This window comes from Bacillus sp. 275 (assembly GCF_001999205.1).
Taxonomy (GTDB): domain Bacteria; phylum Bacillota; class Bacilli; order Bacillales; family Bacillaceae; genus Bacillus; species Bacillus velezensis.
In genome coordinates this window covers 3,858,896-3,878,800 of sequence record NZ_CP019626.1, presented here as the reverse complement: position 1 = coordinate 3,878,800, position 19,905 = coordinate 3,858,896, and the positions used below count along the sequence as shown (strand labels likewise).

The window sequence follows — 19,905 nt, the reverse complement described above, 5'->3', positions numbered from 1 at the left end:
TTGTGAAGATTGTCCGCATGTGAGAATTTATGAAGAGAAAAAATTGACGTGAGCAAATATTTAAAGTGAACATTTAGTACAATGTTTTATTTGTGATTTCTAGTCTATTAATCGGGTAAAGCGATATGAAAGCGCATCAGATTAATGTTTTTCTCTAATTTTTGATTTATTGGTTTCTTTCATTAACTCGCTGAAATTGTTCAACATATGATGCATGGTAGAGAAACGAGAGTTGGAGGATAAGCCATGCCTAAACAGCAAGCAGTAGAGCTACAACCGTTTTTTCACGATAAAACTGTTCTCGTCACAGGCGGGACAGGATCAATCGGAAGCCAAATAGTAAAACGCCTTTTGCTCTTAACCCCTAAAGAAGTCATTGTGTTCAGCAAAGATGACAGCAAACAATATGTGATGAAACAAAAATACGCGGATGAACAAAGACTGTCGTTTGTGCTCGGCGATGTTCGTGACTACAGAAGAGTCAACCAAGTGATGAAAGGTGTTGATATTGTCTTTCACACAGCTGCGCTGAAGCAGGTTCCGACATGTGAGGATAATCCCTTTGAAGCCATTCAAACCAACCTTATCGGCGGACAAAATGTCGCAGAAGCCGCTTTGCTGCAAGAGGTGACACATGTGATTAATATCAGTACCGATAAAGCTGTTTCCCCGGTAAACACAATGGGAGCTACGAAGCTGTTGTCCGAAAAGCTGTTTCATCAGGCGAATCATCATGTTCAAAACCGCGGTACGGTATTTTGTTCGGTCCGCTTCGGCAATGTTCTAGGTTCACGCGGTTCCGTTATTCCTATTTTATTTGAGCAGTTGATGGCAGGCGGTCCGCTCACCATTACGGATAAAAACATGACGAGGTTTTTTATGTCGATTGATGATGCCGCAACGCTCACCCTGCAATCTGCGGCGATTACAAAGGGCGGAGAAACATTTATTTTTAAAATGGAGTCCCTGAGGCTTGAAGAACTGCTTCACGGATTTGAAGAATATGCGTTCAGGCACGGACTGCCTCGCCCCGCCGCTGTTGAAGTAGGAAAACGCCCCGGTGAGAAGCTTCATGAAGAACTGACCTCTCCGCATGAGACGGAATCTTTATATGAATGGGGCAATCTTTACGCAATATTGCCGGAACCCGCCAAACATCCGGAATTTCGGAAGGTCAATCTCCCCAGATATCAATCCGATCAGGCGCCGCTCATCACAAAAGACACAATCGTAAAGATTATTGAACGATTACATGAAGAAAAAAAAACATAGAAAAAAGGCCTGTCTGATAGGCAGGCCTCATTGCTGAGCTCTATTTTTCAAATAAATGCAGGCAGGCTTCATAGCCCTCTTCCTTCAGCTTGTCTTTCGGAATAAACCGAAGTGCCGCAGAGTTAATGCAATAACGGAGACCGCTTGGCCCCGGACCGTCATTAAATACGTGGCCTAAGTGGGAGTCAGCTGTTTTGCTTCTCACTTCCGTCCGGATCATCCCGTGGCTTGTGTCCAGTTTTTCGTCAACCTCTTCTTCCTCAATCGGTTTTGTAAAACTGGGCCAGCCGCAATGAGAATCGAATTTATCCAGAGAAGTAAACAAGGGCTTTCCCGATACGATATCAACATACAGCCCCTCTTCTTTGTGATCCCAGAATTCATTTTGAAACGGCGGCTCCGTTCCGTTATTTTGTGTGACTTCGTATTGCATGCGGTTTAATGATTTGATTTTTTCTTCTTTATTAAAAGCCATCTTATCTGTCCCTCCAATGCTCATCCAGAAAGCCTTGACGTCCGGAACCTACACGGTAGCGCCCGTAGTGATCAGGATTTTTCTTATAAAAGTGCTGATGATAGCCTTCCGCTTCATAAAAAGGCTCAGCCTTTAAAATGTCTGTGACGATCGGCTTTTTAAATATGCCGCTTTCTTCAAGCTGTTTTTTTGAGGCTTCAGCGATTTGTTTTTGTTCATCATTATGGTAATATATCGCCGCCCGATATGAACTTCCGCGGTCTGCAAACTGGCCGCCTGCATCAGTCGGGTCGATCTGCTGCCAAAACAGCTCGACAAGCTTTTCATACGGATAAATGTCAGGTTGAAATGTGATTTGAACGGCTTCTCTGTGTCCGGTCGTTTCACTGCATACTTCTTCGTAAGTCGGATTCTCAGTATGGCCTCCTGTATAGCCGGACACCACCTTTTCAATCCCGGGCTGTTCGTCAAACGGCTTCACCATGCACCAAAAACAGCCGCCTGCAAATGTGGCGATTTCTTTTTTTTCTGACATACGGGTGCCCTCCTTTGTTCATACGTGGTATTATTATATTATAGCATGTATAAACAGAATAAAAATAATTCTGCTTTCAGGGGAAGCTGAACGAATGCCACGCTGACTACATATTGGAGGTTCATGATTTGAAAGTAAGGACACAAATGATGTATGATATGGAAGCTTTGCTTCGAAAAGTGTTTAAACAAATCAGAAATGAAGTTAATGAAATTCTAGATAAAGAGCTGTCCAGGAATGAATTTATCATTTTGCGGATTCTCAGTGAACAAGGACCTAAAAAAGTAACGGAATTCGCCCCCATTCTTGAGGTCTCCGCAAGCCACATTACCGCAGTGACCGACGCTTTAGTAGAAAAGGAATGGATCACCCGCATCCGTTCCAAAGAGGACAGACGAATTATCAGAATCCATATTACGGAAGCCGGGGAGAAAATTGTCGATCATTTCAACCAGAAAAAAACAGAATACTTTTTTAAACGGTTTGACTGCTACTCTGATGAAGAGCTCGCAACGTTAATCAAACTGTTCAGCAAGCTGGATAAAAAACGCTGATACGAAAAAACACAAATCCCTGAAAGGATCTGTGTTTTTTTATGAAAACTTATTGTTTCGGATGGTAATAGGAAAATTCAATTTCATCCGTGTCGAGATTGATTTTATCCGCTTTTACATACATGCCGTTGTCTAAAGGCATTTCCGACAGACGGATCTCGATGCTTTTATCCCCGGAATGAACGTGCACAAATGACGGGAGTTCATAAAAGCTGTCCATATAATTCAGCACAAAGCTGATCGGCAGGCTTAATTCGCCTAAGGAAAACTTCGTCACTTTCAAAACCACATCTCCGTTCTCCTCTACGGACGGTTCAAATGTGACGACCGCATTAATGGAGGTTGAGAATGCTTTGATTTTACCTGCCACGTGCACATCGTTATTGATGTCCACTTTGTAGTCAAGCTGATTCGATGCCTTCTCTTTTAAGTACGCATTCACAAACCTGGCAAGAGATTCTTTAGAGCTTGTGATATGAAAGCCGTACTCACTTTTTGTCTGATCTTGTATTTTCGCCTGCTCTCCCGGCATAACCAATAATGTCACAATTACCGCGGCGGCAATCACATTGAGTGCGAGAAGAACAAAAAACAGCGATTTCCACTTTTTCATCATTTCACCCTATTCTGCTGGTAACCCTTGTTTTTCAATGATGCCGTATAATCGATCGGCGATGAGTGCATACCCTTTTGCGTTCGGATGAAAATCATCATCCTTTGAAATCCGTCTGCTGCCGCTTTTTTGACTGAACAAGTCTTCAACATTCACCGCGGCGGCGTGAGGATCTTTTTCCAGCTCTTTTGCGGCGATCTTGTTCCAATCCGTTACAACCCCATTAATTTCTTTTAATTCAGGCAGCGTAAACGTGAATGGATTATACATGCTGACATACACCAGCTCTGCGTTTTCATTATATTTGCGGATTTTTGAAACGATCGCCTTGAATCGTTTTTCAAAAGGTTTCTCTTCCTTTTGGAACGGCTGAACCGTCAGCTGCATCATATTCTGGCGGAGCACCTTCATTAAGTCATTACCGCCGATGGTAAAAAAGATATAGTCGGCGCTCTTTAATGATTTCTGCACTTTTTTATTATCAAGCTTTTCCAGCAGGTCAGACGTTTTGTCACCCTGCACCGCATAATTTTTAATATCTACCGTTTTCACATGTCCCTTTTTCTTAAGAGACTCCGCTGTCCTGCCGACGTATCCTGAACCGTCAGGATCTCCTACTCCTTCAGTCAATGAATCACCGACCGCAGCTATGACAATATGATCTTTCGTTTTCGGTTCTTCAGCGTCAGAACCGGTGCGCTGGACAGAACAAGCTGATAAAAGCAAAGCCAGTCCGGCGATCAATGAGAACATTCGCAGCTTCAATCTGGTTGCTCCTTCCCCGTCTACTAGTGGAAAGTGTAACATGTTTTTTCAGATTTGAAAATGTCTAATCTGCCAGTTTACTTGAGCTCCTCAGCCGCTCTGACATCTGAGATGATGTCATCATACGGAACCTTCTGCACGCCGTCATAATCTTTAAGCACCTTGCCATCAGGTCCGACTAAATAAAAAGAGGTTTGATGTATGACCTGGTCCTCTCCCTCCGGCTTTTTGACGATTGCTTTAAAGCTGTTCAGCGCAAAATCTTCAATGTCCTTTTGGCTGTAACCGGTCAGAAAATCCCAGTTGCGAAGCGAAAGCGGATATTTGGAAGCAAAGGCTTTCAGCTGTTTCGGCGTATCCTTTTCAGGATCTACACTGAACGACACAATCCGCACGTCCAGATTCTCAGCCTTCAGTTTTTTTTGCAGTTCGGTCATGTGGGCCGTCATCGGCGGACAGACCGTATTACAATTTGTAAACATAAAGTCGGCAATCCAGACATGCCCCTTCAGGCTTTTCAGTGACACTGTTTTCCCGTCTTGGTTCTGGTATGAAAACGGTTCAATCTGATAGTTCAGCGGGTCTTTTATCGTTTTCCCCCCGCAGGCGCACAAGAGCAGCAAACAAAAGACGGCAACGAAGATTTTCATTTTTTTCATTTTCATTCCCCCCCATGGATAAAACGCTTACAGCATTCATCATAAAAAAATTCCCGCACCCTCCCTTATCAAAAGGAAGGCGCTAAGGAATATGCACCGTTATGCGTTATGTTTTAAAATCTCTTGGTTGAAAACGGCCTCGTAATCTTTCCACTTCATACGGCGCTTGACATATTGTCGGAATGAATACACTGTTCTCACACTTTGTGAAGCAAAAACCTCTCTCAAATAAAGCTCAAGGTGCTGATGAATTTGAAAAAAATAATGTTCACCTTCCGTGACAACCGGTATTTCTGTCACTTTTACCTGAATCCCGTCCTGTCGTTTGAACTCTAGGCTTTTGAGTAACAAGATATCAAACCTTCTTTTTCGATTGTTTTCTTTTTATTATATACAATCTGAGAAAGCGTGTCTGTCATTTTGCGCGGCCGTTCTAAAAAAAGTCAGATTAACAGGTGGAACAGATCCTGATCTTTATTCACCTCTACGTAATGAAATCCTTTTTGATTCATCCGGGCAATGAGCGCGCCGTAATCTTCCCGATGCTTGAGCTCAATGCCGACCAATGCGGGGCCGCTGCTTTTGTTATTTTTTTTCGTGTATTCAAACCGGGTGATGTCATCATCAGGCCCAAGCACTTCATCTAGGTATTCGCGAAGCGCTCCCGCCCTTTGCGGGAAATTAACGATAAAATAATGCTGCAGCCCCTCATAAATCATGGAGCGCTCCTTCATCTCCTGCATTCTGCCGATGTCGTTATTCCCTCCGCTGACCATGCAGATGACGTTTTTCCCTTTAATCTCTTCCTTGTACAGATCAAGTGCTGACACGGACAATGCCCCCGCCGGCTCCGCTACGATGGCGCATTGATTATATAATTCGAGAATCGTGCTGCACACTTTTCCTTCCGGGACAAGCACAACGTCATCGACGACGGTTTCGAGCGTTTGAAAGGTATCGGCGCCGATTTTTTTTACGGCCGCCCCATCGACAAATTTATCAATTTTCTCAAGTTCAACCACTTGTCCGGCTTTTTTCGATTCAAAATAGGAGGCTGCGCCCTTCGGCTCTACCGCTATGATTTTTGTATCCGGCGAGATGTTTTTCATGTACGTGCCGAGCCCGGACAGGAGTCCTCCTCCCCCTACGCTTGCAAAAAGAAAATGCGGTTCAACGTCAATGTCATTTAAAATTTCGATGGCAGCCGTTCCCTGTCCGGCCATGACATCGGGATCGTCAAACGGATGAATAAACGTGCGGTTTTCTTTTTCACAGCATTCCGCAGAACTCTTATACGCATCATCGAAAGTGTCACCCGTCAATATGATTTCTACAAATTCTTTTCCGAACAGTTCCACTTGGGATACTTTCTGTCTCGGTGTGGTTGACGGCATAAAAATCTTGCCGTGAATGCCGAGGTGTTTGCATGAAAACGCAACCCCCTGCGCATGGTTTCCCGCACTTGCGCATACAATTCCGTTTTCAGTCTGCTCTTTTGAGAGCTGCCTCATTTTATTATAAGCCCCTCTGAGCTTAAATGATCTGACCACCTGCAGGTCTTCCCTTTTCAAATAGATGTTGCAGCCATACCTCTCAGAAAGTCTGTCATTCCTCTGCAAAGGCGTATGTATCACAACGTCCTTTACATTTTGGTGCGCTTTTAAAATGTCTTTTACCTGGATGAGAGAGTCTTCTTTAAGCAACGGTTTCATTTACAGAGTCCTTTCTTATTTAAATCCCTATTTAATATGCCATTATAACATGAATATTCAAATAATAAGACAATTATTTTAATTTTGTAAATAAAATTAAATGAACCGATACAAGAGAAAAAGATATTTTCGATCGCATAAACGTGTTATACTTAAACCAATTAGAACCAAAAGGAGCCAATTCATGAGTGTAATTGAACAAACTGATCCTTTTTATCAGCTGGCCGGCGAACATCACACCTTTTCAGAAGCGAAACGATTGGCCTCGCAATTTGCCTTATCTGATTTGCCGGTCTTCATAACAGGTGAAGTCGGAACCGGAAAAAAACAAATGGCCAGAGCGATCCACCATAAATCCCGCAGAAACAGCGAACTATTTATTACCGTTCACTGCAGCCAAAGCGAAGAGCGGCTCGAATATGAACTGTTCGGCGCTGAAGGCGCATTAAACAGGGCCCGCCGCGGAACATTATTCTTATATGAAATCGGAGACTTGCCGCTCTCGGTACAGGCCCGCCTTCTTTCCGAGCTGGATGCCGGGCTTTCCGCCCGCATCATTGCAAGCAGCACGGCGGATCTTGGTGATACCGGCGCAGAAAATACGTTCAGCCAAGATTTATTTTACAGGCTTCACGTGTTATGCCTTCCGCTCCCTGCTTTATCTGAACGAAAAAGCGATATACCGCTTCTTCTGCAGCATGTGCTGACAGCCTCGGGGCAGCATGTTCATATCGATCCGTCCGTTTATCCGCTGTTTGAGCGGCACACCTTTAACGGCAACATCAGAGAACTTCAAAATGCGGCGTACTATATGGCCGCGGCAGCATCCGGCCGCACGATTTATCCCGATGATGTCCCGCTGTATATCAAAAACAGCCAGAAAGCGAAAACAACTAAGAAAAAAGAAAAACGGCTGACATTGATGGAGAAAGAAGAGTTTTTGTTTATTTTGGAATCAATTAAAGACTTAAATACAAAAGGCGAACCCGCCAGCAGACGGAGCATATCCGAATTAAGCGAAAACAGCACAATGACATTATCGCCCCAGCAGGTCAGAAACAGGCTTGATTACTTAGAAAAGATGAACTATGTGACAAAAGGCCGTGGACGCGCTGGAACAAAAATTACATTAGAAGGGTTGAGCTTTTTGCAGTCACTGCAAAAGCAAATCCTTTAAAAAGGAGGACATTTGATTGTTCACAATAAAAGAAGAAATCGCAAATGCCGTCACACACGGAATCGGTGTATTGCTGTCGATTCCGGCGCTTATTTTTCTCATTCTCTTCGCGGTGAAATACGGCTCGCCGACAGACATCGTCAGCTTTTCAATCTTCGGCGCTTCAATGCTGCTGCTGTATCTCAGCTCGACTCTTTTGCACAGCATTCAGCATAAAAAAACGAAAGACATTCTTGAGATTGTGGATCATTCCGCGATATACGTATTAATAGCCGGAACATATACGCCATTTTTATTAGGACCCCTTAAAGGGGCGCTCGGTCTGACCCTTTTAATTATTGTTTGGTCGCTTGCCATCGGAGGCATCGTGTTTAAAATCTTTTTCGTGAAGCGGTTTATCATTTTTTCAACGCTTGTCTATTTAATGATGGGCTGGCTGATCATCGTCGCCATTAAACCGCTGTACGCTTCGCTGTCAGGCCCCGGTTTCGGCCTTCTTCTTTTCGGCGGCTTATTGTATTCCGCCGGCACAATATTTTATATTTGGAGAAAGGTTCCGTATCATCACGCCATTTGGCACAGTTTTGTTTTAGGCGGCAGCGCCTCGATGTTTTTCTGTATTTTATTTTATTGCGTCAAAGTCCCCTTTATCTGAAATAAAAAGCACAGCCTCTCTATAGAGACTGTGCTTTTTTTATGCACGGAGCCGTTTCTGACCGGCCGGATAATAAGCGGGCTTTATATGTAATTCAATGTCAGCCGGTTTCAGCCGTTTCAGTAATCTGCCCCGCAGCAGCCGGTCTGTTCCCGAAGTGCTGACAGGCACAATCGGGAGATCGAAACGAAGGGCCAGTTCCTCCGGATTGATTTTGCCGTCTTCGGACAGAATCAGGCTTTGCCCTTTTTGCAGACGGACTTCTGCCTCCTGAAACACGGCATCCCGACTGTCTCCGTCACAAATGACACCCATCAGCCGCAACCAATTTCCGAGAAACGGCATCCGGAAAGCTTTCTCGCCAGCGATAAAACCAGCCGGCTCTTCAAGATGTCCCGCAAGCAGCAGAAGATCAGCCGGGCGCAATCTAGGATGCACATACAATACGGGGCCGTCCGGTATCGGCTGATCATGATGAATGCCGATTGCCGATCCCGACACGTCAATGCAGCCTCTCATAAAGGCTTTCGGCCGCTCATACACCAGCCTCATCTGTTTTTGAAAAGAAAGCCGCGGGTCAAGCTCTTTTTGATTGATATATTCCTGAATATTTTTCATGAACATAAATACAACGTACATCACAAGGCAGCCGTAACGAATCAATTCTTGTCCCCCTGCTTAAACTCAATTCTTTTTCTCGTATACAAGGTACTCATAATCGTAAGGGTTTTTTTCATCTTTTACTCCCTGTTTGCGGGATGTCAATTCCCATTCAGCTTCATTAAATTCCGGAAAAAAACGGTCTCCTTCAAAGACATGGTGAATTTTTGTCATGTAGAGTCTGTCCGCGTAAGGAAAGAGAGCACTGTACAGCTGGGCGCCGCCGATCACAAAGCATTCTTCATCCGCCGGGATCAGCTTGAGCACTTCCTCAGCCGAGTCGGCGGTAATACAGCCCGGGAATAAAGATTCGTCCCGTGAGGTTACAACGATGTTACGCCGGTTCGGAAGCGGGCGTCCGATTGATTCAAACGTTTTCCGCCCCATTACAATGGTGTGGCCCGTCGTCACTTTTTTGAAATATGCGAGATCATCGGGAAGGTGCCAAGGCAGATCGTTATCTTTTCCGATCAGCCAGTTTTCATCCATCGCAAAAATAAACGAAATCATACGCTGACAGCTCCTTTTATGTGCGGATGCGGGTCATAATCCTCAATGATAAAGTCTTCAAACGTAAAATCAAAAATAGAATCAACATTTCGCGCAAACCGCAGTTTCGGCAGCGGACGGACATCCCTTGTCAGCTGCAAATTCACCTGCTCCACATGGTTTTGGTAAATGTGGACGTCTCCGAATGTATGAACAAACTCACCCGGTTCAAGCCCCGTCACATGCGCGATCATCATTGTTAAAAGCGCATAAGACGCAATATTAAACGGCACGCCGAGAAAGACATCCGCTGAGCGCTGATAAAGCTGACACGACAGTTTTCCGTCCGCGACATAAAACTGAAACAGGCAGTGGCAAGGCGGAAGCGCCATATGATCAATTTCGCCGACATTCCAGGCGCTGACGATTAAACGTCTGGAATTCGGGTTTGTCTTGATGTCATGAATCAGCCGGGAGATTTGATCGATGGTCTCGCCGTCCGCTCCGCGCCATGAACGCCATTGAGAACCGTAAACCGGTCCGAGTTCTCCGTTTTCATCCGCCCATTCGTTCCAGATGCGGACTCCGTTTTCCTGAAGGTAGCGGACATTCGTATCTCCTTTTAAAAACCAAAGCAGCTCATGCGCGATGGATTTAAAATGGAGCTTTTTCGTCGTAAGCATCGGGAAACCTTCCTGAAGGTTAAACCGCATTTGGTAGCCGAACGTGCTGATCGTACCCGTTCCCGTACGGTCTCCTTTTTTTTCTCCGTTTTCTAACACATGACGGCACAAATCTTTATATTGTTTCATTTTTTTCATCCTTTTAAAGTAGTCTTTTAGTAGTGTAACACAATAAAAAATCATTTCTGCAAAATTTCTCAGAAATGATTTTTTTATTTCTTCTCGCTATTACACGCTCATCCAGTCAGGCGGCGTATTGCGGTCCCAGTAAATGCTGCCGAGCTCATGATGTGATTGAAATCCGTCTTCAGCGGTATGGTAATGAAAATTAAACCAGTAGCCGTCTTGCGGAGGATGATCCCGGCGGACGTGGAACCTTAAAAGATCTTCACCCGTCAGCCTGTTATACACATGAAAAATTTTTTCAGTTTTTCCGGCCGACGGTTTGCTGGAAATAACCACATCCTGATACGCTTCATCATCTTGAAACTTGGCTAAATGTCCTGTGATCACATCTTCGATTTTCGGCAGAATTTCACTTCTGTAATCATCTTCAATGACCGGAGAGATTTTGCTGCCGAATTTTAAAAATGATTGATTTTCAGCATCACCGAGAAGCTGCTGCTGATACGATTGAAACAGTAATTCAGGCTCCCGCCCTGCCTTCTCTTCTCCCGGCAGGGCGTGTTCATCATAAAAAGCGGTGTAATCATTCTGCTCAAGACTGCTCGACTGTCCTGAAGGCTTGTCTGTCATCAAAGCAGCCGGAGGAGACACGAGTCCGAACGTTACAATGGTAAACAGAACCACAAGGGTCTTTTTCATCCACAATTTCATGACAGATTGTTCCCCTCTGTTTTATTGTCCTCTTTTCCTTTATTTTAGCATAGATGAAAGCGCGGCGTCATGTCCGGCAGCGTATTATCATGCAATATGGGAAATTGGTAACTGTGACCGAGCGGATAAACCGCTTACAATAAGAAGGAGAAAAAGGAGGGGATGAGATGATTAACGCTTTATTTGCGACAGCATCACTTCTCACGCTGCTTTATTTTGTCGTTATGGAAATCACTGATTAACGAAAAAGAAGCCCATGCTATCATGAGCTTACATGGATGACACCGAAGTGGAAAAGCGCCGTCTTTCTTTTCAGCACCTTGAAGCCGTATCGTTCAAACCGCGGGCTTTTCCAATGGTCTTTAAGCACTACGCATTTTTTCGCCGCCCGGACGGCTTGCGTGATGCACTCTTCGTTAAAACCCTCTTCTGCCAGCGCGCGGAGCGGTGCAATGCCGTCTGACGTTTCAACAGGTTCGTGAAACATCGGGTCAAAATAAATGACATCTACCGATGAATCAGGAAGCTCCCGCAAATAATCGGCGCAGTCGGCATGTTTGACCTGAATGCGTTTCATGGCGGTTTGGAGCTGCTCCATTCCGGTTTCCCACGTTTGAAGTCCTGTTTCAACAAGCAATGAGACAAGCTTGTTTTTCTCCAGGCCAATGACTTGTCCGCTTTTTCCGACTGCCAGGCTTGCCAAAATCGCATCGGATGCCAGGCCGAGCGTACAATCTAAAAAGGAATCCCCTTCGCGTAATCCGGCTGCTTTTAACAACGGCTCGGCTTCCCCTCTCAAAAACCGCTTTGCGCGGAACATCGCTGTATTCGGGTGAAAAAAGAACTTCTCCCCTTGCTTCGTGTAAAGTTCGAACCGTTCCTTTCCGATGACTAAAAGATCGCCAGCCGCTCGTTCCAGCATTTTTTCAATGGGCTGTTTATTGCGGCTGCAGTAAGTGTCACCCAGCCTGACACTGAGTGACTGCGCTGTGTGTATCGTATATTCGCTTGGTCGGTAACTCGTTGTGATCATCTTTTTCTCCAAAAAGAAAATGCCCGGAATTCGGGCATTTCAGCAGTGCGCATCGAAGGCATCCGTCAGATTTTTCATAATTTCCTCCATGTCATGCCCTTCGATTTCGTGACGGGGAATAAAATGAACGACCTCTTTACCTTTTAACAGCGCCATTGATGGCGAGGAAGGTTCCTGCCCTGTAAAGTATTCACGCATTTTTGCAGTTGCGTCTTTATCTTGACCGGCAAATACGGTAACCGTATGATCAGGCGCTTTTTCATGCTGTAAAACAGCCTGAGTCGCAGCCGGACGGGCAAGACCTGCTGCACAGCCGCACACGGAGTTGACAACGACCAATGTCGTGCCCTCTGCCTGTTCCATAAAGCTTTCTACTTCTTCAGCAGTCGTTAATTCCTGAAAACCCGCACCCGTCAGCTCACGGCGCATCGGCACGACCAGCTGGCGCATATATTCTTCATAAGCCATTGACATAAAAAAGCCCCCTCTAAAATCCTTATATGAAGTCAAGGATACTATAGAGGGGGCCGGAATTCAATTGTTCAGGCCTCTGTTTTATATTTTCATGATTCCGCCCGTATTGGCGCTTGTTACGAGTTTGGAATACCGGGCCAGATATCCTGTTTTTACTTTCGGCTCGAAGCCTTTCCATTCGGCCTTGCGTTTTTCCCATTCTTCTTCAGGCACTTGTACGTCCAAAATCCGTTTTTCTATGTCAACGATGACATGGTCACCGTTTTCTACGAATGCGAGCGGGCCGCCTTCAGCCGCTTCAGGCGATACGTGCCCGATTGAAAGGCCCCGGGACGCTCCTGAAAAACGGCCGTCTGTAATAAGCGCCACTTTCGGGCCAAGCCCCATTCCGACAATCTGAGACGTCGGAGCGAGCATCTCCGGCATGCCCGGGCCGCCCTTTGGCCCTTCATAACGGATAATGACAACATCTCCTTCTTTTACTTTGCGGTTTATAATGCCTTCAAGCGCGGCATCCTGGGAATCAAAGACGACAGCGGGACCTTCATGTCTTGTAATCCCGTCCTGTACGCCGCCTGTTTTGATAATGGCGCCGTCCGGAGCCAGATTCCCAAACAGGACGGCCAAACCGCCTTTTTCGGTAAACGGATTGTCAAGCGGATGAATCACGTCATAATCCTTTACTTCATGACCCGCAATTGTTTCTCCGAGTGTGCGGCCTGTTACAGTCAGCGCGTCAAGATGAAGCGCCCCTTCTTTTTTCGCTAATTCATTAAGGGCCGCCGAGACTCCGCCCGCTTCGTGCAGATCTTCAATGAAGACGTCCGAGGCCGGCGCCAATTTCGATAAGTGAGGCACTCGTTCAGCCACTTCGTTAATGCGTTCTAAAGAGTACTCAACCCCAGCTTCATTGGCAAGCGCAAGCGTATGTAGCACTGTGTTGGTTGAGCCGCCGAGAGCCATGTCTAACGCAAATGCGTTGTCAATCGCTTTTTCGGTGACGATATCGCGCGGCTTAATGTCTTTTTTGATGGTCTCCATCAATTGGGCCGCTGATTTTCTCACAAACTCTCTTCTTTCCGGTGAAGTTGCAAGAATTGTTCCGTTGCCCGGAAGCGCCAGACCGAGCGCTTCAGACAGACAGTTCATGGAGTTTGCCGTAAACATGCCCGAACAAGATCCGCACGTCGGGCAGCCGAACTGTTCCAGCTCCTGCAGGTCGCTTTCACCGATTTTCCCGGCTTGATATGCGCCGACGCCTTCAAATACTGAAGAAAGCGAAATTTTGCGGCCGTCGCTTGTGCGGCCGGCTGCCATCGGCCCCCCGCTGACAAAAATGGTCGGAATATTAATCCGCATAGCCGCCATCAGCATTCCCGGCGTAATTTTGTCGCAGTTCGGAATGCAGACCATTCCGTCAAACCAGTGCGCCGAGACGACCGTTTCAACTGAATCGGCAATGATTTCGCGGCTCGGCAGCGAATATCTCATGCCGATATGCCCCATTGCGATTCCGTCATCTACTCCGATCGTGTTAAATTCAAAAGGCACACCGCCCGCTTCCCTGATTGCTTCTTTTACGATTTTTCCAAATTCCTGCAGGTGAACATGCCCGGGAACGATATCGATGTATGAATTACAGACCGCGATAAACGGCTTGCCGAAGTCCTCTTCTTTTACGCCGGCAGCGCGAAGAAGGCTGCGGTGCGGCGCTCTGTCAATTCCCTGTGTGATCATGTTGCTGCGTAATTCTGCCATGGTGATCCCCCTACTGTTTTTAGACTGTGCACTATTTTTAAAATTTTCAGTTTATTCTAGGGCGCGTTCTGCAAATTTTACAGTGTCTTTGCCCTGTCTCGCTTTTCTATTCTTTCTGTATTTCGATAAAAACCCTCCAACAATTAATATTGTACTTACTATATAGAGTTTTGAATCATTTTTCAACAATATTCTAAATAATTTTTATAAAAAGTGAATTCAAATAAAAAAGGTGCATGGCGCACCTTTTTGTTATAACTGTTCTTTTTTTCTGCTTTCAGTCATCTGTTTCCAGACTGAACCTTTCGCCTCTTCTCCGTGCTCAATCCGTTCAATCGCCATTTTGACTTGCAGGCTGACTTCGAATTCCGGATCGTCTTCCGCCGCTTTTAATGCTTCCAGCGCGCTTTCATCGCCGACTTCATATAAAAACATGGCCGCGCGCCAGCGCACGAGCTTGCTTGAGTCACTGAGCGATTTCATCATGGCCGGGATGGCGCTCGCATCGCCGAGATCCGACAGGCAGTCACCCGCCGTCCTTCTGACCGTCACCGTTTTGTCTTCAAGCGCTTTGTATAACAGCGGAAGCACAGACGGCTTTTCGATCATTCCCAAATAAACGACGGCTTGTCTTCTGATCGAAGTCTTCGGATCATGCAGCGCCTTTTCCAATACTGGTAAATCGTCTTCATCCGGATCCATTTGCTCAAGATGGGCATAGCGCTGTTTCCAGTCTTCATCATCAAGCATGTCCAGTGTCACTTTATAAGCTTTCCGCTGCACTGCCGGTCTGGCCTCACCCTTTTGCTGTGCGGCTGCTTCTGTCAGACGTTTGAGCCGCTCATCACTGTAGGCGGCCTGAAGCTCTTCTGTGACATCGTGTCCGATTTCGGTAAAATCTCCGAAGCGCACGCCTTGTTCTTTCCAAGTCCGCTCAAATACAACATTTGAAGCTTCGGAACGCAGCTTTAAAATGGCTTCTTGGAAACGTTCCGGAAGGCCGAAGCGTTCTTCACGTTCGCCGTCCGTCAATTTGACCTGCATCGGGATTCCGCTGAACATTTGTACGAAAACTTTCACTTCACCGAACGATTCCTGTTCAGAACGGCTCTCAGTCTGCTCCGTATGTTCCATTCCGAAGGCGGAACGGACCTGAGGCAGAATTTCTTTCCAGTCAAAACGTGCGTTTCTCTCCACAGCAAGGAAATCGGCAACGTGATAAACGCCCTTTACTCCTTCAATGTTTAAAATATCACGTACGACGGCCGGAGCATCATCTGCCTGATCGGGCTTGTAATTGTTGCTTTTCCCTGCCGGAAGTTCTTCAGTCAAAATCACTTTCATCGTGTTCGGACTCGGCGTCGGTTCTATTGATTTAATCTTCATATTGGTCCTCCTATGCACAATCTGACACTTATTCTAACATAGTCGGCACAAGCGTTCTATTGCGCCGCTTAGCTTTTGCAAATGCCGGCCTCTTTTTGGATACGGGCGGCGAACTGTAAAAGAAATTGATGCCGCTCCTCTGCTAAACCGGCCCCCGCTTTTGTATTCATTAAGCCTTTAAGCTTGATTAATTTATCCTCTATATGGGCCAGCACACTTGTTTGAGTTCCGTACATCGGATGACCCTTCGCCCCGGCAAACATAAAAGCCCTGCCGATGCCCGCTGCGCCGATCGCATCAAGCATGTCTGCATCCTGAACAACTTTCCCCTCCAATGAAAGCGGCCGCTTTATCAGCAGTTCCCTGTGTCTGAATGACATTCTCGTGATAATATCCGCGATCTCCTGAATGGAGCCATCCGCAATGTTGAAAGCAGCCAGCCGTTCTGTCACTTCGCCTGCCGTCAGCCTTTCGCTTTTTTCGAGCTTGTCGTCAATCAGATCATGAACCAGCGCGGCCGTCTCAGTGATAAATAAGTCGGCGCCTTCTTCTTTTGCCATATAAACAGAAAGTGTTGCGACCCGGGAAATATGAAGCCAGTCATGGCCCGTTCGTTCATTGATAAGCTTTTCTCTGACCCAATTCCTGACGCTTTCCAGCTGCTCTTTTTCGTTCACCGTATCACCTCTTATCGGGCCAAAAGCCTCTGCACCGTATCTTCAAGCTCTTTTGGGTTGACGTTCGGTGAAAAACGCCCGGTGACTTCACCGTTTCGGTCCACGATAAACTTAGTGAAATTCCATTTGACCGCTTTTGTGCCGAGCATCCCCTTCGCCTTTTCCGTCAGATATGTGAAGAGAGGATGAGCGTCTGCTCCATTGACATCAACTTTCGCAAACATCGGGAATGTGACTCCGTAGTTTTTCACACAGAACTCTTGAATTTCCGCTTCGTTTCCAGGTTCTTGGTTCATGAATTGGTTGCAGGGAAATCCCAATATTTCAAGACCTTCCTCCCGATATGTATCATAGAGCTCCTGAAGCTGCTTGAGCTGGGATGTGAACCCGCATTTGCTTGCTGTATTCACAATGATCATCACCTTGCCTCTGTAAGCCGATAGCGTCATGTCTTCGCCTGTTATGGTCCGTACGTTTATATCGTAAATTGTCATCTGCGGCCCTCCTTTTTACATTCTTCATTTATTTTACCTGTTTTACACTGCAAAACAAACGGCAACCGCTTTTTCCTTCCACTTAACGGAAAATGTTTTTTTCGAGGAACCAAACGGCTCTTTACCCGTCATAATAAAGAGCCGCTCCGAATTTATGCCTATTTGCCGCTTTTATCCCCGTCATTATGCGTTAAATGCGGTTTATTACGCCGGGATGGATTGAAAAATGGCTTAAAAATTTCTATAATGAAGAAAATTAACGGGGAATAACGGAGGTGGCATGTTGCCTATTAATATACCAAATCACCTGCCCGCTAAGCAGGTGCTTGAAAGTGAACACATCTTTGTAATGGATGAAAGCCGGGCTTTTCATCAGGATATCCGGCCGCAGAAGATCGTGATTTTAAATCTGATGCCGAAAAAAATCCAAACGGAAACCCAGCTCCTCAGGATGCTTGGGAATTCACCTTTACAAGTTCACTTTACGTTCTTAATTCCGAGCACACATACTCCAAAAAATACGGCAAGGCAGCATCTGGATGAATTTTATACGGATTTTTCCAGCATCCGCCACAAACGGTTTGACGGAATGATTATTACCGGGGCTCCGATTGAGCACCTGCCGTTTGAAGATGTTTCTTACTGGGAAGAATTGAAGGAAATCATGGAATGGAGCAAAACTAACGTCACTTCAACCCTCCATATCTGCTGGGGCGCTCAAGCCGGTTTATACTATCATTACGGCATTGAGAAAGTGGAGCTGCCGAAAAAAATCTTCGGTGTGTTTGAGCATACCGTTCTTAAAAAACATGAGAGATTGGTAAGAGGATTTGACGAGCTATACTATGTGCCCCACTCACGGCATACAGATATTAATAAGGAGCAGCTGCAATCGGCTTCGGATCTGGATGTGCTCAGCGTTTCAGAGGAAGCGGGGGTCTGTTTAATCGTTTCAAAAGACGAAAAACAGATTTTCTTAACGGGTCATCCGGAATATGATACCGATACGCTACTTCAGGAGTATGAGAGAGACATAGAGAGAAATCTTTCAAACGTAGAAGCTCCTAAGCACTATTTTGCGCCCGGCGGGAAAGAACCTGTTAACCGCTGGAAAGCTCATGCAACGTTATTGTTTATGAATTGGCTGAATTATTACGTATATCAGGAAACCCCGTATGAATGGGATTAATTTTTGTTTTGAGTGATACGGTGACAAAAATATGATAAAATACTCTTGATTCAGTATGCGTATAACAAAACTTTAAAATAATGGAACATATCAATTAAATTTAGTTTAAATATGTTGCCGCGCTTATTATAAAATGATGCACTTGTGTTATGTTTATCTATAGACAATAACTCCTTACGATGCATGAAGCTTGCTTGTTGTTGATTACATTGAGGTGAATTTACTTGAATACCAATAAAAAAGTATTAATTTTGACTGCAAATTACGGAAACGGGCATGTTCAAGTGGCCAAAACGCTCTACGAACAATGTCTGCGTCTCGGCTTAGATGTGACGGTTTCCAATTTGTATCAAGAGTCAAATCCGATTGTTTCAGAGGTTACTCAATACCTTTATTTAAAAAGCTTCTCAATCGGGAAACAGTTTTATCGTTTGTTTTATTACGGAGTTGACAAAATCTATAATAAACGCAAATTCAATATTTATTTTAAAATGGGAAATAAACGTTTAGGCCAGCTCGTCGAAGAGCATAAGCCGGACATTATTATCAATACATTTCCGATGATTGTCGTACCGGAATACAGACGGAGAACCGGAAAAGTGATCCCGACGTTCAACGTTATGACCGATTTCTGCCTTCACAAAATCTGGGTTCATGAAAATGTTGATAAATATTATGTCGCCACAGATTACGTGAAGGAAAAACTGATTGAAATCGGCACTCACCCGAACAACGTAAAGATCACGGGCATTCCCATCAGGCCTCAATTCGAGGAATCGATGCCGAAAGAGCCGATTTATAAAAAATACAATCTCTCTCCCGACAAAAAAGTTCTTCTTATTATGGCGGGAGCGCATGGTGTGCTGAAAAACGTAAAAGAACTGTGCGAAAATCTCGTTCATGACGATCAGGTGCAGGTTGTGGTGGTATGCGGCAAAAACAGCTCGCTGAAAGAATCCCTCAGCAGCTTGGAAGGTGACAATGCCGACCGGCTGAAAGTTCTGGGCTATGTAGAAAGAATTGACGAGCTGTTCCGTATTACGGACTGTATGATCACGAAACCGGGCGGCATCACACTGACGGAAGCGACGGCGATCGGAGTACCCGTTATTTTGTACAAACCGGTTCCCGGACAGGAAAAAGAAAATGCCATTTTCTTTGAAGATCGCGGTGCGGCTGTCGTGGTCAACCGCCACGAAGAAATTTTAGAGTCTGTCACCTCCCTTCTCGCGGATGAGGAGAAGCTGAACCGGATGAAGGACAATATTAAAAGCCTGCACCTCCCTAACTCCTCTGAAGTCATTTTGCAGGACATTATAAAAGAATCTGAAATGATGGCCGAAAAGGCGGATATGGCATTATCGTAAAAGAAAAGCACACGAACGATTCGTGTGCTTTTTGTTTTTTTCGGTTAAGCTTTGTGACTGGAAAAATAAAGATAAAAAATAGGGAGCGGCCGCTTGACGTCCGCTCCCATATGGTGTATAGTTGAACCATCATTTAACAACGTTTACATACGTACGGTTGGATGATGACAAAATTTTTTTTAGCACGAAGGTGCTACAGTACTAGGAGGAATTAAGCAATATGCAAAACGGTAAAGTAAAATGGTTCAATAACGAAAAAGGATTCGGCTTCATCGAAGTTGAAGGCGGAGACGACGTATTTGTTCACTTCACTGCTATCGAAGGAGAAGGATACAAATCATTAGAAGAAGGACAAGAAGTTTCTTTTGAAATTGTCGAAGGTAATCGTGGACCTCAAGCTTCTAATGTTGTAAAACTCTAAACTCAATACATGTTGATCAG

Annotated in this window: 24 protein-coding genes and 1 pseudogene; 8 read left to right on the top strand and 17 right to left on the bottom strand. The window is 45.3% G+C overall.

Annotated elements, in window-relative coordinates; all coding sequences use genetic code 11:
• Window positions 1–246 precede the first annotated feature (246 nt).
• The gene (locus BZ167_RS19120; RefSeq protein ID WP_014418151.1) at window positions 247–1,272 is read left to right on the top strand and encodes an SDR family NAD(P)-dependent oxidoreductase; all 1,026 of its coding nucleotides are present in this window, start codon (window positions 247–249) and stop codon (window positions 1,270–1,272) included.
• Between the two features lie 40 nt (window positions 1,273–1,312).
• On the opposite strand, the gene msrB is transcribed toward BZ167_RS19120, so the two are convergent.
• Both msrB and msrA read right to left on the bottom strand, forming a co-directional pair.
• Window positions 1,313–1,747, bottom strand: a complete 435-nt coding sequence (msrB, locus tag BZ167_RS19115) for a peptide-methionine (R)-S-oxide reductase MsrB (protein WP_007409536.1) — start codon at window positions 1,745–1,747, stop codon at window positions 1,313–1,315.
• Between the two features lies 1 nt (window position 1,748).
• Window positions 1,749–2,282, bottom strand: a complete 534-nt coding sequence (gene msrA, locus BZ167_RS19110) for a peptide-methionine (S)-S-oxide reductase MsrA (protein WP_003153641.1) — start codon at window positions 2,280–2,282, stop codon at window positions 1,749–1,751.
• Window positions 2,283–2,410: 128 nt separating this feature from the next.
• On the opposite strand from msrA, the gene BZ167_RS19105 reads away from it, so the two are divergent.
• A complete protein-coding gene (locus BZ167_RS19105) occupies window positions 2,411–2,836 on the top strand; it encodes a MarR family transcriptional regulator (RefSeq protein WP_012117803.1) in 426 nt (141 codons plus the stop codon).
• Between the two features lie 49 nt (window positions 2,837–2,885).
• Here BZ167_RS19105 and BZ167_RS19100 read toward each other — a convergent pair whose 3' ends face one another.
• The 5 genes from BZ167_RS19100 to ilvA all read right to left on the bottom strand — a co-directional run bounded on the left by BZ167_RS19100 (window position 2,886) and on the right by ilvA (window position 6,585).
• Entirely contained in the window at window positions 2,886–3,449 is a 564-nt protein-coding gene (locus BZ167_RS19100) for a YpmS family protein (RefSeq protein WP_060675240.1), read from the bottom strand.
• A gap of 9 nt (window positions 3,450–3,458) precedes the next feature.
• The gene (locus BZ167_RS19095; protein ID WP_060675241.1) at window positions 3,459–4,214 is read right to left on the bottom strand and encodes an SGNH/GDSL hydrolase family protein; all 756 of its coding nucleotides are present in this window, start codon (window positions 4,212–4,214) and stop codon (window positions 3,459–3,461) included.
• A gap of 77 nt (window positions 4,215–4,291) precedes the next feature.
• Window positions 4,292–4,873 carry an SCO family protein gene (locus BZ167_RS19090; protein WP_060675242.1) on the bottom strand — a complete coding sequence of 194 codons (582 nt, stop codon included), beginning with the start codon at window positions 4,871–4,873 and terminating at the stop codon, window positions 4,292–4,294.
• Window positions 4,874–4,972: 99 nt separating this feature from the next.
• The gene (locus BZ167_RS19085; protein WP_007409532.1) at window positions 4,973–5,224 is read right to left on the bottom strand and encodes a DUF2535 family protein; all 252 of its coding nucleotides are present in this window, start codon (window positions 5,222–5,224) and stop codon (window positions 4,973–4,975) included.
• A gap of 92 nt (window positions 5,225–5,316) precedes the next feature.
• Entirely contained in the window at window positions 5,317–6,585 is a 1,269-nt protein-coding gene (gene ilvA / locus BZ167_RS19080; RefSeq protein ID WP_062623380.1) for a threonine ammonia-lyase IlvA, read from the bottom strand.
• 184 nt (window positions 6,586–6,769) lie between these two features.
• Here ilvA and BZ167_RS19075 point away from each other — a divergent pair, with 184 nt between their 5' ends.
• Window positions 6,770–7,762, top strand: coding sequence for a sigma-54-dependent transcriptional regulator (locus BZ167_RS19075; RefSeq protein WP_062623381.1), 993 nt, complete (start codon window positions 6,770–6,772; stop codon window positions 7,760–7,762).
• 16 nt (window positions 7,763–7,778) lie between these two features.
• Window positions 7,779–8,417, top strand: coding sequence for a PAQR family membrane homeostasis protein TrhA (gene trhA, locus BZ167_RS19070; RefSeq protein ID WP_033574696.1), 639 nt, complete (start codon window positions 7,779–7,781; stop codon window positions 8,415–8,417).
• Between the two features lie 39 nt (window positions 8,418–8,456).
• Here the strand turns inward: trhA and BZ167_RS19065 are convergent, their stop codons facing one another.
• From BZ167_RS19065 to BZ167_RS19020, 10 genes are all read right to left on the bottom strand, one after another.
• Window positions 8,457–9,080, bottom strand: coding sequence for a lysophospholipid acyltransferase family protein (locus BZ167_RS19065; protein WP_021494209.1), 624 nt, complete (start codon window positions 9,078–9,080; stop codon window positions 8,457–8,459).
• Between the two features lie 21 nt (window positions 9,081–9,101).
• A complete protein-coding gene (locus BZ167_RS19060) occupies window positions 9,102–9,587 on the bottom strand; it encodes a dihydrofolate reductase (RefSeq protein WP_062623382.1) in 486 nt (161 codons plus the stop codon).
• A complete protein-coding gene (locus BZ167_RS19055) occupies window positions 9,584–10,378 on the bottom strand; it encodes a thymidylate synthase (RefSeq protein WP_003153622.1) in 795 nt (264 codons plus the stop codon). Before BZ167_RS19055 ends, BZ167_RS19060 begins: the two co-directional genes overlap by 4 nt.
• A 99-nt stretch (window positions 10,379–10,477) precedes the next feature.
• Window positions 10,478–11,086, bottom strand: a complete 609-nt coding sequence (locus tag BZ167_RS19050; RefSeq protein ID WP_007409526.1) for a YpjP family protein — start codon at window positions 11,084–11,086, stop codon at window positions 10,478–10,480.
• Between the two features lie 262 nt (window positions 11,087–11,348).
• A complete protein-coding gene (locus tag BZ167_RS19045; RefSeq protein ID WP_017418003.1) occupies window positions 11,349–12,119 on the bottom strand; it encodes a class I SAM-dependent methyltransferase in 771 nt (256 codons plus the stop codon).
• A 39-nt stretch (window positions 12,120–12,158) separates the two neighbouring features.
• Complete coding sequence (locus BZ167_RS19040; protein WP_003153619.1) at window positions 12,159–12,593, bottom strand: BrxA/BrxB family bacilliredoxin; 435 nt, start codon at window positions 12,591–12,593, stop codon at window positions 12,159–12,161.
• An 81-nt stretch (window positions 12,594–12,674) separates the two neighbouring features.
• Window positions 12,675–14,351 (bottom strand): dihydroxy-acid dehydratase, encoded by a 1,677-nt coding sequence (ilvD, locus tag BZ167_RS19035; protein WP_007409524.1) that lies wholly within the window; start codon window positions 14,349–14,351, stop codon window positions 12,675–12,677.
• A gap of 252 nt (window positions 14,352–14,603) precedes the next feature.
• Window positions 14,604–15,737 (bottom strand): conserved virulence factor C family protein, encoded by a 1,134-nt coding sequence (locus BZ167_RS19030; RefSeq protein ID WP_060674172.1) that lies wholly within the window; start codon window positions 15,735–15,737, stop codon window positions 14,604–14,606.
• 68 nt (window positions 15,738–15,805) lie between these two features.
• Window positions 15,806–16,414, bottom strand: a complete 609-nt coding sequence (locus BZ167_RS19025) for an HD domain-containing protein (protein WP_033574698.1) — start codon at window positions 16,412–16,414, stop codon at window positions 15,806–15,808.
• Window positions 16,415–16,425: 11 nt separating this feature from the next.
• A complete protein-coding gene (locus BZ167_RS19020) occupies window positions 16,426–16,908 on the bottom strand; it encodes a glutathione peroxidase (RefSeq protein ID WP_033574699.1) in 483 nt (160 codons plus the stop codon).
• 283 nt (window positions 16,909–17,191) lie between these two features.
• On the opposite strand from BZ167_RS19020, the gene metA reads away from it, so the two are divergent.
• From metA to cspD, 4 genes and pseudogenes are all read left to right on the top strand, one after another.
• The gene (metA, locus tag BZ167_RS19015; RefSeq protein WP_015417682.1) at window positions 17,192–18,097 is read left to right on the top strand and encodes a homoserine O-acetyltransferase MetA; all 906 of its coding nucleotides are present in this window, start codon (window positions 17,192–17,194) and stop codon (window positions 18,095–18,097) included.
• A gap of 224 nt (window positions 18,098–18,321) precedes the next feature.
• Entirely contained in the window at window positions 18,322–19,464 is a 1,143-nt protein-coding gene (locus tag BZ167_RS19010; RefSeq protein ID WP_015417683.1) for a diglucosyl diacylglycerol synthase, read from the top strand.
• Between the two features lie 93 nt (window positions 19,465–19,557).
• Window positions 19,558–19,669, top strand: a pseudogene (locus BZ167_RS20230) (hypothetical protein); the annotation flags it as partial.
• A gap of 15 nt (window positions 19,670–19,684) precedes the next feature.
• Window positions 19,685–19,885 carry a cold-shock protein CspD gene (gene cspD, locus BZ167_RS19005; RefSeq protein WP_003153604.1) on the top strand — a complete coding sequence of 67 codons (201 nt, stop codon included), beginning with the start codon at window positions 19,685–19,687 and terminating at the stop codon, window positions 19,883–19,885.
• Window positions 19,886–19,905 lie beyond the last annotated feature (20 nt).

Coding starts and splice junctions, on each gene's coding strand:
- BZ167_RS19120 (WP_014418151.1), top strand. CDS start 247: ATGCCTAAACAGCAAGCAGTAGAGCTACAACCGTTTTTTCACGATAAA.
- msrB (WP_007409536.1), bottom strand. CDS start 1,747: ATGGCTTTTAATAAAGAAGAAAAAATCAAATCATTAAACCGCATGCAA.
- msrA (WP_003153641.1), bottom strand. CDS start 2,282: ATGTCAGAAAAAAAAGAAATCGCCACATTTGCAGGCGGCTGTTTTTGG.
- BZ167_RS19100 (WP_060675240.1), bottom strand. CDS start 3,449: ATGAAAAAGTGGAAATCGCTGTTTTTTGTTCTTCTCGCACTCAATGTG.
- BZ167_RS19090 (WP_060675242.1), bottom strand. CDS start 4,873: ATGAAAAAAATGAAAATCTTCGTTGCCGTCTTTTGTTTGCTGCTCTTG.
- ilvA (WP_062623380.1), bottom strand. CDS start 6,585: ATGAAACCGTTGCTTAAAGAAGACTCTCTCATCCAGGTAAAAGACATT.
- BZ167_RS19075 (WP_062623381.1), top strand. CDS start 6,770: ATGAGTGTAATTGAACAAACTGATCCTTTTTATCAGCTGGCCGGCGAA.
- BZ167_RS19060 (WP_062623382.1), bottom strand. CDS start 9,587: ATGATTTCGTTTATTTTTGCGATGGATGAAAACTGGCTGATCGGAAAA.
- BZ167_RS19055 (WP_003153622.1), bottom strand. CDS start 10,378: ATGAAACAATATAAAGATTTGTGCCGTCATGTGTTAGAAAACGGAGAA.
- BZ167_RS19050 (WP_007409526.1), bottom strand. CDS start 11,086: ATGAAATTGTGGATGAAAAAGACCCTTGTGGTTCTGTTTACCATTGTA.
- BZ167_RS19045 (WP_017418003.1), bottom strand. CDS start 12,119: ATGATCACAACGAGTTACCGACCAAGCGAATATACGATACACACAGCG.
- BZ167_RS19040 (WP_003153619.1), bottom strand. CDS start 12,593: ATGTCAATGGCTTATGAAGAATATATGCGCCAGCTGGTCGTGCCGATG.
- ilvD (WP_007409524.1), bottom strand. CDS start 14,351: ATGGCAGAATTACGCAGCAACATGATCACACAGGGAATTGACAGAGCG.
- BZ167_RS19030 (WP_060674172.1), bottom strand. CDS start 15,737: ATGAAGATTAAATCAATAGAACCGACGCCGAGTCCGAACACGATGAAA.
- BZ167_RS19020 (WP_033574699.1), bottom strand. CDS start 16,908: ATGACAATTTACGATATAAACGTACGGACCATAACAGGCGAAGACATG.
- cspD (WP_003153604.1), top strand. CDS start 19,685: ATGCAAAACGGTAAAGTAAAATGGTTCAATAACGAAAAAGGATTCGGC.